The 12,787-nt window shown below is 65.6% G+C and carries 11 protein-coding genes and 2 riboswitches; all 11 genes read left to right on the top strand.

Annotated elements, in window-relative coordinates; all coding sequences use genetic code 11:
- Nucleotide 1: 1 nt before the first annotated feature.
- A complete protein-coding gene (gene ftsA / locus CDQ92_RS05470; protein WP_088440303.1) occupies nt 2–1,258 on the top strand; it encodes a cell division protein FtsA in 1,257 nt (418 codons plus the stop codon).
- 152 nt (nt 1,259–1,410) lie between these two features.
- The gene (ftsZ, locus tag CDQ92_RS05465) at nt 1,411–2,874 is read left to right on the top strand and encodes a cell division protein FtsZ (RefSeq protein WP_088440302.1); all 1,464 of its coding nucleotides are present in this window, start codon (nt 1,411–1,413) and stop codon (nt 2,872–2,874) included.
- A 59-nt stretch (nt 2,875–2,933) separates the two neighbouring features.
- Nucleotides 2,934–4,844: a tetratricopeptide repeat protein gene (locus tag CDQ92_RS05460; RefSeq protein WP_088440301.1), complete on the top strand. Its 1,911-nt coding sequence runs from the start codon at nt 2,934–2,936 to the stop codon at nt 4,842–4,844.
- Nucleotides 4,841–6,013, top strand: a complete 1,173-nt coding sequence (locus tag CDQ92_RS05455; protein WP_088440300.1) for a deoxyguanosinetriphosphate triphosphohydrolase — start codon at nt 4,841–4,843, stop codon at nt 6,011–6,013. Before CDQ92_RS05460 ends, CDQ92_RS05455 begins: the two co-directional genes overlap by 4 nt.
- Nucleotides 6,006–6,653: an NAD-dependent epimerase/dehydratase family protein gene (locus CDQ92_RS05450; RefSeq protein ID WP_088440299.1), complete on the top strand. Its 648-nt coding sequence runs from the start codon at nt 6,006–6,008 to the stop codon at nt 6,651–6,653. The genes CDQ92_RS05455 and CDQ92_RS05450 overlap by 8 nt, the downstream gene beginning before the upstream one ends.
- A 57-nt stretch (nt 6,654–6,710) precedes the next feature.
- A riboswitch (glycine riboswitch) is annotated at nt 6,711–6,812 on the top strand.
- Nucleotides 6,813–6,922: riboswitch (glycine riboswitch) on the top strand. It begins immediately after the preceding riboswitch.
- A gap of 54 nt (nt 6,923–6,976) precedes the next feature.
- Complete coding sequence (gene gcvT, locus CDQ92_RS05445) at nt 6,977–8,119, top strand: glycine cleavage system aminomethyltransferase GcvT (protein WP_088440298.1); 1,143 nt, start codon at nt 6,977–6,979, stop codon at nt 8,117–8,119.
- Nucleotides 8,120–8,122: 3 nt separating this feature from the next.
- On the top strand, nt 8,123–8,494 hold the full coding sequence (gene gcvH / locus CDQ92_RS05440) for a glycine cleavage system protein GcvH (RefSeq protein WP_088440297.1): 372 nt from the start codon (nt 8,123–8,125) through the stop codon (nt 8,492–8,494).
- A 155-nt stretch (nt 8,495–8,649) separates the two neighbouring features.
- Nucleotides 8,650–9,432, top strand: a complete 783-nt coding sequence (locus tag CDQ92_RS05435; protein ID WP_088440296.1) for a glycosyltransferase family 2 protein — start codon at nt 8,650–8,652, stop codon at nt 9,430–9,432.
- A gap of 3 nt (nt 9,433–9,435) precedes the next feature.
- The gene (gene gcvPA / locus CDQ92_RS05430) at nt 9,436–10,794 is read left to right on the top strand and encodes an aminomethyl-transferring glycine dehydrogenase subunit GcvPA (protein ID WP_088440295.1); all 1,359 of its coding nucleotides are present in this window, start codon (nt 9,436–9,438) and stop codon (nt 10,792–10,794) included.
- Nucleotides 10,791–12,383, top strand: a complete 1,593-nt coding sequence (gene gcvPB, locus CDQ92_RS05425) for an aminomethyl-transferring glycine dehydrogenase subunit GcvPB (protein WP_088440294.1) — start codon at nt 10,791–10,793, stop codon at nt 12,381–12,383. The genes gcvPA and gcvPB overlap by 4 nt, the downstream gene beginning before the upstream one ends.
- A complete protein-coding gene (locus CDQ92_RS05420; RefSeq protein WP_088440293.1) occupies nt 12,380–12,718 on the top strand; it encodes a hypothetical protein in 339 nt (112 codons plus the stop codon). Before gcvPB ends, CDQ92_RS05420 begins: the two co-directional genes overlap by 4 nt.
- Nucleotides 12,719–12,787: the final 69 nt, after the last annotated feature.

Genomic DNA, 12,787 nt, shown 5'->3' with positions numbered 1-12,787 from the left:
CATGGCGCCGCCGCGCATCGAAAAGATCATCACCGCGCTCGATGTCGGGTCGTGGAAGGTGTGCGCGCTGATCGCGGGGCAGACTGCCGACGGCCAGTTGCACGTGCTCGGCACCGGGCAGCGCGAAAGCCGCGGGGTCCAGCGCGGCTATGTCGCCGACATGGAGCAGACCGAGCATATCGTGCGCGAGGCGATCGAGCAGGCCGAGCGCATCGCCGGGCTCAATATCGATGACGTCTGGGTCAGTTTCTCGGCGGGCGGGTTGCTCAGCGATGTGGCGCCGATCGAAAGCGAGCTTGGCGGCCACCGCATCGAGAAAGAAGACATCGACGACCTGCTCGCCGCGGGTCGTGCCGGGATCGATCCCGAAGGGCGGATGATCCTCCACGCGCAGCCCGCGCTCTACACGCTCGACGGGCTGACTGGGGTCAAGAACCCGATCGGGCTCCACGCCGACCGGCTGGGGGTCGATATCCATATCATTATGGCCGACGGCGCCCCGGTGCGGAACCTGGAGGCGGCGGTGCGGCAGGCGCATCTTGACGTGAACGCGGTGGTGGCGTCACCAATCGCGGCGGGGCTGGCGTGCCTGTCGGACGAAGAACGCGACCTCGGCGTCGCGCTCGTTGAACTCGGCGCGGCGGTGACGACGGTGTCGCTCTATGCCGGCGGCATGCTGGTTGAAATGGCGTCGCTGCCTTTTGGCGCCAGCGACATCACCGACGACATTGCCTCGGCCTTTGGCATCCGGCGCAGTCAGGCGCAGCGGCTCCAGAGCTTTTACGGCTCGGCCTCGGCCAGCCCGCGCGACAATAACGAGATTATCGAGCTGGAACCCGGCGCGCCGACGAGCGGCGATGCCCCGCGTATCACCCGCGCGCAGTTGGTGACAGTGATCCGTCAACGCCTCGACGCGATGATGGGAGAGATTGGCAGGACGCTGAAAGACCTGCATTTCGTCGGCCCGATCGGGCGTCAGGTCGTGCTCGTCGGCGGCGGCGCCGACCTGAAAGGCATCGCCGATTACACCCAGAGCGCGCTCGGGCGCGCTGCGCGTATCGGGCGACCGCGCGGGCTGCACGGTCTGCCCGATGCGCACAGCGGCCCCGCTTTCGCGACGCTCGCCGGTCTGGTTCTGTACGCCGCGTCGGACCCGGTCGACCTGCGCGATCTCCCTATGATGTCGCAGGACGTCTATCGTCCGGCGAGCACTTCGATCCTGCATCGGTTGATGGCGGCCCTAAAAAGCAGTTTTTAGCGGTGAAACGCGAAAAAAGGTTAATTTTTTGGGTGATTCCCCGGTCACAATAGTGCAATGCGGGGTAAGAAACCGGGCGGCGGGACACCCGCTCGTTTGGGTCGCAAGGTTGGGGAAGCGGCACCTGTCCGCCGCTGCAGGGAGACTTTTTGATGAGCATCAATATTGGCCCACCGCAGGTCGATGAGCTGAAGCCGCGGATCGCGGTGATCGGCGTCGGCGGCGCGGGTGGCAATGCCATCGCGAACATGATTGCGGCGCGGGTCGAGGGGGTCGACTTCATCGTTGCGAACACCGACGCGCAGGCGCTGAACGCGTCGCCCGCTGAGCGGCGCATCCAGCTGGGGACCCAGATTACCCAGGGGTTGGGCGCTGGTTCGCGGCCCGAGGTTGGCCGCGCGGCCGCCGAGGAAAGCATCGCGCAGGTCGAAGAAGCGCTGAACGGCGCGCATATGTGCTTCATCGCCGCGGGCATGGGCGGCGGTACCGGTACCGGTGCGGCGCCTGTGATCGCCAAGGCGGCGCGCGACCGCGGCATCCTGACCGTCGGCGTCGTGACCAAGCCTTTCACCTTTGAAGGCCAGCGCCGGATGCGTTCCGCGGACTCGGGCATTGCCGAGCTGCAGGAACATGTCGACACGCTGATCGTCATTCCGAACCAGAATTTGTTCCTGGTTGCCAATCCGAACACGACCTTCAAAGAAGCCTTCACCATGGCGGATGAAGTGCTGCAACAGGGCGTGCGCGGGATCACCGACCTGATGGTCATGCCCGGCCTGATCAACCTGGACTTTGCCGACGTGCGCAGCGTGATGCGCGAAATGGGCAAAGCGATGATGGGCACCGGCGAAGCCGAAGGCGACGGCCGTGCGCTCGAAGCTGCGCAGAAAGCCATCGCCAACCCGCTGCTCGACGGCGTGTCGATGGCGGGCGCCAAGGGTGTCATCATCTCGATCACTGGCGGCGAGGACATGCGCCTGATGGAAGTCGACGAGGCCGCGAACCATATCCGCGAGTTGGTCGATCCCGACGCCAACATCATCTGGGGCAGCGCGTTCAACGACAGCCTCGACGGCAAGATCCGCGTGTCGGTGGTTGCGACCGGCATCGATAGCAGCGGCGCAACGGCAGCGCAGGCCTCGCCCGCGACGCGCAGCTTCTCCTTTGCCCCGGCACGCGCCGCGACCACTGCGCCGGTGGTCGAAGAAGCCTTTGAACCGGTCGTCGAAGAAGAGGTGGTTGCAGAAGTTCCCGCCGATGACGCGAATGAACCGTCGCCCGGCTTTTCGTTGAGCGAAACGGTTGAAGCCGAAGCGCCTGCGGTCGGTGAAGAGCCGATGGAATTGTCACAGGTCGCCGCGAGCTATGACGATACGTCCGACGAACTTGTCCTCGATGCTCCTGAGGCACCCGTAAGCGACTATCGCACGGCGCCGGCATCGGCCGGCGATGCGGCGGCTGGTGATGAATCGCCAGCCCGCTCGATCGGCGGTGGTACCTTGTTCGAGCGCATGTCGCGCCTGTCGCGTGGAGCCACTCCGCCCGAAGGTGAGACGGCTGATAAGGAAGAGGGTGTCGACATCCCGCGTTTCCTGGGGCGTCAGAACAACCAGTAACGGGGCTGTAATCGGCTGCCCGCAGGGCACGGCAGACCGGAGATCGGGATGATTTGCCCATGCGGCAAGCGAAAATGACGGCGAAGCCGACACGCGCGCGGCTCTGCGCTCGTGCGTTCGGCGCGCTGCTTCTGGGGCTCGCGGCGGCGCCTGCGTCCGCGCAGGTGACGCCGCCCGATGCCGCGACCAAGGCGGCGATGGAAAAACGCACCGCGGCGCGGACTTTGCTGTCGTCGGCGCTCGCCCGCATCGGGTCGAACCATAGCGATCCCCGCGCACTGCTCGACGCCGGGCGGGCGTCGATCGAACTCGATGATTATCGTGCGGCCTTGGGGTTTCTGGTCCGCGCCGAACAGGCGAGCCCGCGCGATGGGGCGATCAAGGCGGCGCTTGGGTCGGCGATGGTCCATATGGAAAACCCGACCCGCGCGCTCGACTATTTCGGCGAAGCGCAACTGCTCGGTGCGCCGGAGCGGTTGTTCCTGTCCGACCGGGCGCTGGCGCGCGACCTGCTCGGCCAACAGGATGCAGCGCAGCGCGATTATCAGCTGGCACTGTCAATTGCCCCGAATGACGAACTGACCCGGCGCTACGCGCTGTCGCTCGGGATCACTGGCGAGGCTGACCGTGCGATCCAGATGCTCACCCCGCAACTGCGCGCCCAGGATCGCGGCGCGTGGCGGCTGCGCGCGATGATCCTGGCGATGAACGGTCGCGACGGCGAGGCCACCGAAATCGTCAACGCGACGATGCCACCCGCGATGGCGCAGAATATCCTGCCCTATCTGACCCAGATGGACCGGCTCAATCCTGCGCAGCAGGCCGCCGCGGCGCATTTTGGGCGCTTCCCCAACGGCCAGCTCGGGCCGAAGCGCAAGCCCGTGCAGATAGCGGCAACAACGCCGCCTTCGCCGCCCCCCGCTGCATCGGGCAGGCGCGCGTCGGCCAGCACGAAGCGTCCGCCGGCGGCGTCGGTTGCCGCTACCGCGTCTCCGACCTCGACTGCCAGCTCCCGACCACTCGGACCGGCCTATGCCCAGCCGCGGACGCCCGCCACTCCGCCGACCACGGTAGCGACGCCGCCGCGCCCGGCGACGGTCGCATCATCGACAGTGAACCCCACCCCCCGGACCGCGTCACCGCGACCGACTGCTGAGAATCCGTTTCCCGCCGCTGGCGGCCCGGCGCCGACCGTGGTTCGGGATGGACCGACGCCGGAAAATCCTTTCCCCGCCGCTTCGAAGCCGAAACCGGCGATTGTGGAGGTTTCATCAAAGGCGGCGACTGAATCGATCGCCGCGGCATCGGCGGCAGCGCCGGTTGGCACGAATCCAACCCAATCGGCCGACCCCGTCGGACCCGGCTTCTCGATTGCCGACATCGGTCGTGGTGCCGCGAGCGCCCCCACGACTGTGCCACGGTCGCCGATTCGTACCGCGACTGTCGCGGCCGCGCCGTCCGCAACTGTTTCCGCGCCGCTAGCCTCGCTCGCGGATATTGTCGGGTCGATCGAAATTCCGCCTGAAGAGCTGAGCCAGCCCGAAAATGCAATCGGTGCCGAAACGCTGACCAAATTGCTCGAGGATAAGCGCCGCGCCGATGCTGCCGAGGAGGCGAAACGCGAAAAGGATGCGGCCGCGACAAAAGCCAAAGCCGAAGCCGACGCCAAGGCCAAGGCCGAAGCCGCCGAGAAAAAGGCGCATCCGGCGCGCACCTGGGTTCAGATCGCGACCGGCGCCAATCCCAAGGCGCTGGCGTTCGACTATAATCGCTTCGCCAAACGCAACGCCGCGCTGTTCAAGGGCAAATCGGGCGGCACGGCCGACTGGGGTCAGACTCGGCGCCTGCTGGTCGGACCGTTCGCCAGTCGCAAGGCAGCCCAGACATGGCTCGATGACTATAAAAAGGCGGAGGGCGACGGCTTTCTGTTCAACAGCGAGGCGGGCGAGACCGTCGATCCGATCAAGTGACCGTCGCCGCCTGCGCCAGCAACCCGGCGCAAAGCCGCGGGCGTCGATATGAAGAAACGGGCCGCGTTGTGCGCGGGCCGCGCGACGATTTTCAGCGCGACCGCGACCGCATCATACATTCGATCGCCTTTCGCCGCCTGCGTCATAAGACGCAGGTGTTCGTTGCCCCCGACGGCGACCATTACCGCGTCCGCCTGACCCACAGCATCGAGGTCGCGCAGATCGGGCGGGGGATCGCCCGCGCGCTGGGGCTGAATGAAGATCTGACCGAGGCGCTCTGCCTCGCGCACGACATCGGCCATCCGCCCTTTGGTCATGCGGGCGAAGATGCACTCAAGGCGGCGATGGCGGACCATGGCGGCTTTGACCATAATGGCCACACGCTGCGCACATTGGCGGCGCTTGAATGTCCCTATCCGCGTTTCGACGGGCTGAACCTGACTTGGGAAACGCTCGAAGGTCTGGCGAAGCATAATGGTCCGGTGACCGATCCCGGCTGGGCGCTCGCCGCCATCGATGGTGATTTCGCGCTCGACCTTGGCAGCCACGCCAGCCTGGAGGCGCAGATTGCGGCGGTTGCAGACGACATCGCCTATGACAATCATGACATTGACGATGGGCTGCGCGCGGGCCTGCTCGATCTCGATCAGTTGATGGAGCAGGCGTTCGTCGCCGCCAATTTCCGCGCCGTCGAAGCACGCTTCCCCGGCGCGCCGCGCGACCGCTTGTTGCGCGAACTCGTCCGCGACCAGATCGGGGTGATGGTCAATGACGTGATCGCCGCGACCACGGCGAATGTGGTGGCGGCTGACGTGGCGAGTGTCGCCGAGGTCCGCGCCGCGGGCCGCTCGCTCGGCGGGTTTTCCCCCGAACTTGCAGCCGAGGAGCGCGAGCTCAAGGGCTTCATGTACGCCAACCTCTATCACCACCCCGAACAGGTCGCCGCCGCCGCTGGCGCGAACGAGGTCGTCGGGCGGCTGTTCGGCGCCTATGCCGACGACCCGCGCCTGATGGGCGAGGATTGGTCAGCCCGTCTGCCCGGCGACGAATGCGCGACAACCCGGCATATAGGCGACTATATTGCCGGGATGACCGATCGTTTCGCCATCGACCGCTACGCCGAGATTTTTGGGCGCCCTGCGGTGCCCGGAGCGTTGGCGCATGTCTGACGCACTGATCGTTGGCGCAACCGGACTAGTTGGCAGCGCCGTGATCGACGCGTTCGGGAGCAGGGGCGTCACGGTCGTCGCCCGCCGCCCGGTCGAAGGGCTCGCACCGCACCACGCTGAACGCGTGGCGCCGTCCGACAACTGGCCCGACATCATCGCCGCCGAACAACCCGCGGTATTGATCTGTTGCCTCGGAACCACGATCCGCCAGGCCGGGTCGCAAGCGGCGTTCCGCGCCGTCGACCATGACCTGATCCTCGCTGCGGCGCGCGGTGCCCGGCAAGGCGGCACGGCGCAAATGATCGTCGTCAGCTCGGTGGGGGCATCGGCGAAAGCGGGCAATTTCTATCTGCGCACCAAGGGCGAGACCGAGGATGCGTTGCGCGCGCTCGGGTTCGCGCGGCTCGACCTGATCCGCCCCGGCCTGCTGCTCGGCGCTCGGCCCGGGCCGCCGCGGCTGGGTGAGGGGCTGGCGACGATCGCGGCGCCCTTGGCCGATGCTTTGCTGCACGGGTCGTTCCGCCGCTACCGCTCGATTCATGGCCCGACGGTGGCCGCCGCGATCGTTGCGCTCGTTGGCCAAGACGGTTCGGGTGTGCATATCCACGAAAACGACGCAATCCGCGCGCTCGCCGATTGACTCCGTTTAAGGGCAGCGCCAAGGCTCGGGTGTCTGTCGGGTTTCGCAAGAGATTCGACCGGCCGCGCGGGAGAGCGTGAGGGCAGGGTAACCGGCGCCTCACCACCGAAGGAGCAACCGCCCCGGAAACTCTCAGGTCAGCAGGACCGCGCAGGCTGGAACGGACACTCTGGAAAGCGTTCCGGCTGTCTGCTGGAGCCACCGAAGGGGTAACCGCGGACTTTGTTGCCGGGGGAAAACTCTCAGGTTCCCGTGACAGAGGGGGCATGGCGAAAGGCGCGGCACCCCGCCGCGCATCCGCCGTGCAACCGCGGGAGACTGACATGACCGAAACCGAACAGCTGGACGAAGAGGTCGCGATCGAAGCCGCGACCGAAGTGCTGCCGCTCGATGCCTGGCATCGCGCGAAAGGCGGCCGGATGGTCGAATTCGCCGGTTACTGGATGCCGATCCAGTATGAAGGTATCATGGCCGAGCATCTGTGGGTCCGCGAACACGCCGGACTGTTCGATGTCAGCCATATGGGGCAGTTGACGCTGTCGGGCGACAAGGTCGCCGAAGCGCTCGAAACGCTGGTTCCCGGGGATATTTCGGCGCTGAAGCCGGGCCGGATGCGCTATTCCCTGCTGCTCGACGAGGATGGTGGCATTCTCGACGATTTGATGATCACCAACGAGGGTGATCAATATGGCATCGTCGTCAACGGCGCGGTGAAGTGGGAAGATATCGGGCACCTGCGCGAAAGCCTGCCCGACGACATCACGCTCAACCACAATGAGGATTATGGCCTGCTCGCGCTGCAAGGGCCGAAGGCGGTCACCGCGCTGACGCGGCTCGTGCCCGAGGCAGTGGGCCTCGTGTTCATGCAGGCGATGCGTGCGACGTGGAACGGCCATGCGATCGCGATCAGCCGCTCCGGCTATACCGGCGAGGATGGCTTTGAAATTTCGCTGCCCAATGAGGTGCTGAACGCTTTTTCTGACGCGCTGTGTGCGATGGACGAAGTCAAGCCGATCGGGCTGGGTGCGCGCGATTCGTTGCGACTGGAGGCGGGATTGCCGCTTTATGGCCATGATCTCGACCCGACGATCGATCCGGTCGAAGGCGATCTGGCGTTCGCGATCAGCAAGCGTCGCCGCGAGGAAGGCGGCTTTCCCGGCGCAGCGCGTATCCTTGGTCACCTCGCCGACGGCAGCCCGCGCAAGCGCGTTGGCCTCCTTGTCGACGGGAAAATGCCAGTGCGCGAGGGTGCCAAGCTGTTCGACGGCAATACCGAAATCGGGGTCGTGACCTCGGGCGGGTTCGCGCCCAGCGTCGGCGCGCCGATCGCGATGGGCTATGTGCCGACCGGTCTGTCCGAGCCCGGCACCGCGATCGCCGCCGAAGTGCGCGGCAAGCGGGTCGCGTGCACCGTCGCCGCCATGCCCTTTGTTCCGCATAATTATGTTCGTAAAACAGGAGCTTGATCGATGCCGCGTTATTATACCGAAGAGCATGAGTGGATCGATGTCGATGGTGACGTCGCAACGGTCGGCATCACCGATTTTGCGCAGGGCCAGCTTGGCGACATCGTGTTCGTCGAGGTGCCCGACACGGGCGCCGAGCTCAGCCAGGGCGGAGATGCTGCGGTGGTCGAATCGGTAAAGGCAGCGAGCGACGTCTACGCCCCCGTCGATGGCACCGTGACCGAAGGCAACAACCAGCTCGAGGAAGACCCGGCACTCGTCAATTCGGACCCCGAGGGAGAAGGCTGGTTCTTCCGCCTCGCGCTCAGCGACAAGAGCCAACTCGACGGGCTGATGGACGCCGCCGCGTACAAGGCCTTCTGCGACGCGCTGTAGAGTTGATCCCCCTCCCGCTTGCAGGAGGGGTTAGGGGAGGGGCCTGTCGGGGGACAGACTTTTCTTTCGAACAGGCTCTCCCCCGGCCCCTCCCGCAAGCGGGAGGGGGGAGAAAAGCAATCGCCACCGAACCTGCCCTCGCCAATTGCCGCCTGATGGTGGCGACACCCATCTATGAAGGGGCGCAGGGCACCTATGTCCGCGCGGCGCTGGCGCTGGCGCTGCGCGCGCAGGCGATGGGCATTTCGGTGCGGTTCGAATTCATCCTCTACCAGCCGTCGATCACCCGCGCGCGCAACATGCTCAACGCGATGTTCCTCGCCAGCGATTGCACCCATCTGCTGTTCATCGATGCCGACATCGATTTTTCGGCCGACGATGTGTTCTCGCTGATCCGCGTGATGGAGGCGAACCCCGATTGCGGGGTGCTGGGCGGCGCCTATCCGCGGCGGATGATCAATTGGGCCAATGTCGCGCGTGCCGTCGAACAGGGGCTGGCCAACGATAATCCCGCCGATCTCGCGCGCTACACTGGCGACTTCGCGCTGCATTTCCTGAACCCCGAGCAGAGTTTCAAGATGACCGACCTCGTCGAGCTGACGCGGCTTGGCACCGCGATGATGCTCATCCGTCGTGCGGTGCTCGAAGGCATGGCGAAGGAGATGCCCGACCTCGTTTTCCGGCCTGACCCGGCCGAGCGGCAGGCGCATGGCGTTGGCGATATCGTCCCCGCGTTTTTCTGCCCCTATATCGAGCCCGAAAGCCAGGCTCTGCTGTCGGACGATTATGCCTTTTGTCGCCGCGTGCGCGACGCGGGGTTTCGCATCTGGCTCGCGCCATGGATCCGCACAACCCACGCCGGTCCGGCGATCTTTTCCGGCACGCTCGCCGATACCGTCCAGCTTTTTTCTTCAAAACCAGTTTCTTCTGCGGAGTAGTACATGCGTTACCTGCCCCTTACCTCCGATGACCGCAGCGCTATGCTCGCCACCATCGGGGCGGCGTCGATCGACGAACTTTTCGCCGACGTTCCGGTCGATGCGCGGCTCGACGGCCCGATGGCGGGGCTGCCGATGCACGCCAGCGAACTCGCGGTCGAACGGCACATGGCGGCGCTGTCGCGCCAGAACCGCGCCGCGGCCGACGGGCCGTTTTTCCTCGGCGCAGGCGCCTATCGCCACCATGTTCCTGCCAGCGTCGATCATCTGATCCAGCGCGGCGAGTTCCTGACCGCCTACACCCCGTATCAGCCCGAAATCGCGCAGGGCACGCTGCAGATGCTGTTCGAATTCCAGTCGCAGGTGGCGCGCCTGCTCGGCACCGACGTTGCCAATGCGTCGATGTATGATGGTTCGACCGCCTGCTGGGAAGCGATCGTGATGGCACGACGGATCACCAAGCGCGGCAAGGCGCTGCTGTCGACCGGGCTGCATCCGCATTATCGCAGCGTGGCGCGCACGATGGCGAAATATACCGGCGATGTGCTCGTCGATGGCGATCCCAGCCTCGACGCCGGGACCGATTGGGCGGCACTCGCGGATAAAATCGACAGGGAAACAAGCTGCGTTGTCGTCCAATATCCCGACATCCTCGGTCGCATCGACGATATGACCGCGCTTGCCGCGGCGTGTCAGGCCGCGGGGGCGTTGCTGATCGCGGTAGTCACCGAACCCGTCGCGCTCGGCCTGATCAAAGCGCCGGGTGAAATGGGCGCCGACATCGTGGTCGGCGAAGGGCAGTCGATCGGCGTGGGATTGCAGTTCGGCGGGCCTTATGTCGGCCTGTTCGCATGCAAGACCAAATATGTCCGCCAGATGCCGGGCCGCCTTTGCGGCGAGACGGTCGATGCCAATGGCAAACGCGGCTTTGTGCTGACGCTGTCGACGCGCGAACAGCATATCCGCCGCGAAAAGGCGACGAGCAATATCTGTACGAATTCAGGGCTCTGCGCGCTCGCCTTCAGCATTCATATGACGTTGTTGGGCGAGGCGGGGCTGCGCCAGCTCGCCGCAATCAACCATGGCCGCGCCAAGCAAGCTGCCGCTGAACTGGCCAAAATCCCGGGTGTGTCGGTACTCAACAACAGCTATTTCAACGAATTCACCCTGCTGCTGCCGACCGAAGCGCGGCCGGTGATCCATAAGCTGGCCGAGCGTGACATTTTGGGCGGCGTATCGCTGGGCCGTCTCTATCCCGCCAACGCAAACCTGGCGAACGGCCTTGTCGTTGCGGTCACCGAAACCGTGACTGCCGCGGATATATCCGTCTTCGCCGCTGCTCTGAAGGAGGTGCTGGCATGACTGCGCTCAACCCCGGCGGCTGGCGCCCCGAAATGATCGCCGCGGGCGGTGCCGATGACAGCACCACCTTCACTGGAAACCGCGCGCTGATGCTCGAGGAAGCGCTGATCTTCGAAATCGGCTCGACCGAAACGACTGGCGTCGATTTCGACGAAGCCGCATCCGCCGCCGATCTCGGCCCGCTGGCGCGCACCGCGCCTATCGGCCTTCCGGGGCTAAGCGAAGCCGAAACGGTGCGCCATTACACGCGCCTGTCGCGGCAGAATTATGCGATCGACCTTGGCCTGTTCCCGCTGGGCAGCTGCACGATGAAGCACAACCCGCGCCTCAACGAAAAGGTCGCGCGGATGCCGGGCTTTGCCGACGCGCATCCCTTGCAGCCGCAGGAGACGGTGCAGGGCGCCTATGCGGTGATCCACGAACTCGCCGAATGGCTGATCACGCTGACCGGCATGCACAGCGTCGCAATGTCGCCCAAGGCGGGCGCGCATGGCGAGCTGTGCGGCATCCTCTGCATCAAGGCGGCATTGGAAGCGCGCGGCGAGGACCGCCGCGTCATTCTGGTCCCCGAAAGCGCGCACGGCACGAACCCTGCGACCGCGGCGTTCGCGGGCTTCACGGTCGAGGATATTCCGGCAACCGAAGCGGGCCGCGTCAACCTCGAAGCGCTCAAGGCGCGGCTTGGCCCCGACGTCGCGGGCGTGATGATCACCAACCCCAATACTTGCGGGCTGTTCGAGCGCGACATGAAGGCGATTTCGGACGCGGTGCATGTGGCGGGCGGTTATGTCTATTGCGACGGCGCCAATTTCAATGCGATCGTTGGCCGCGTGCGCCCCGGCGACCTCGGTGTCGATGCCATGCATATCAATTTGCACAAGACCTTCTCGACTCCGCACGGCGGCGGTGGACCGGGTTCGGGGCCGGTGGTGCTGTCCGAAGCACTCGCGCCCTTTGCGCCTTTGCCATTCGTGACAAAGCATGCCGAAGGCTTCCGCCTGATCGAAGAAGAAAGCGCGGGGGAGGATCATCCGCAAACCTTTGGCCGCATGACGGCCTTTCACGGCCAGATGGGCATGTTCACCCGCGCGCTGACCTACATCCTCAGTCATGGCGCCGACGGGCTGAAACAGGTTGCCGAGGATGCGGTGCTCAACGCCAATTATGTGTTGCGCAGCCTGGAGGGCGTGCTCGACGCACCGTTCGCCGCGTCGGGGCCGTGCATGCACGAGGCGCTGTTCAGCGACAAAGGCCTCGCCGAGGGCTTCTCGACCCTCGACATCGCGAAGGGGCTGATTGACGAGGGATATCATCCGATGACGGTCTATTTCCCGCTCGTCGTCCACGGCGCGATGCTCGTCGAGCCGACCGAGACCGAGAGCAAGGCGGCGCTCGACCAGTTCATCGGCGCGCTGCGCAGCATTGCGATGCGTGCGAAAAACGGCGACCCGGCGCTCAAATCCGCCCCGCATTTCGCCCCCCGCGCGCGGCTTGACGAGACCGCGGCGGCGCGCAAGCCGATCCTTGCCTGGAACGAGCCCGCCGCCGCACCCGACACCCCCGCGCCGAGCGAGATCGGCGGCAGTTGAGCGAAGGCAGCGACAGCGGCGCGAAACGCACGACGGCGGGCTGCCTGGCCGGCGGAGCGTTGTTCGCGGTCGTCTTCGTCGCGGTCTGGCTTGCCGCGATCACGCTGTACGGGCTTGTCGTCGAACAATGGGAGCTGATCAAGGTGCGCCGCGAGTTCAGCTACGGCTGGGCCTTCGTCTATGCGCCGCTGATCGCGCTGGGGGCGGGACTCGCCGCGGCCTTCGCGGCGACGCGGCGACTGCCCGCGGCGCGCATGACGCTGCTGATCGCCACGACCGGGCTGGTCGCACTGTTCGGCGGGATCGTGCTGTTCGGGCTTGGCGGGTTGATATAGGCTGAGGTCAACCGAAACGTCGGCAGCGTGCGCGCGTACGACGCATGTCGCCGAGACGGATCGCGTTTT

Origin of the sequence: Sphingopyxis bauzanensis (genome assembly GCF_002205675.1) — a bacterium.
Taxonomy (GTDB): domain Bacteria; phylum Pseudomonadota; class Alphaproteobacteria; order Sphingomonadales; family Sphingomonadaceae; genus Sphingopyxis; species Sphingopyxis bauzanensis.
The sequence above is the reverse complement of the archived record's forward strand: the minus strand, read 5'-3'. Positions and strand labels throughout refer to the sequence as shown.

Coding starts and splice junctions, on each gene's coding strand:
- CDQ92_RS05460 (WP_088440301.1), top strand. CDS start 2,934: ATGCGGCAAGCGAAAATGACGGCGAAGCCGACACGCGCGCGGCTCTGC.
- CDQ92_RS05435 (WP_088440296.1), top strand. CDS start 8,650: ATGGTGGCGACACCCATCTATGAAGGGGCGCAGGGCACCTATGTCCGC.
- gcvPB (WP_088440294.1), top strand. CDS start 10,791: ATGACTGCGCTCAACCCCGGCGGCTGGCGCCCCGAAATGATCGCCGCG.
- gcvPA (WP_088440295.1), top strand. CDS start 9,436: ATGCGTTACCTGCCCCTTACCTCCGATGACCGCAGCGCTATGCTCGCC.
- CDQ92_RS05450 (WP_088440299.1), top strand. CDS start 6,006: ATGTCTGACGCACTGATCGTTGGCGCAACCGGACTAGTTGGCAGCGCC.
- ftsA (WP_088440303.1), top strand. CDS start 2: ATGGCGCCGCCGCGCATCGAAAAGATCATCACCGCGCTCGATGTCGGG.
- gcvH (WP_088440297.1), top strand. CDS start 8,123: ATGCCGCGTTATTATACCGAAGAGCATGAGTGGATCGATGTCGATGGT.
- ftsZ (WP_088440302.1), top strand. CDS start 1,411: ATGAGCATCAATATTGGCCCACCGCAGGTCGATGAGCTGAAGCCGCGG.
- gcvT (WP_088440298.1), top strand. CDS start 6,977: ATGACCGAAACCGAACAGCTGGACGAAGAGGTCGCGATCGAAGCCGCG.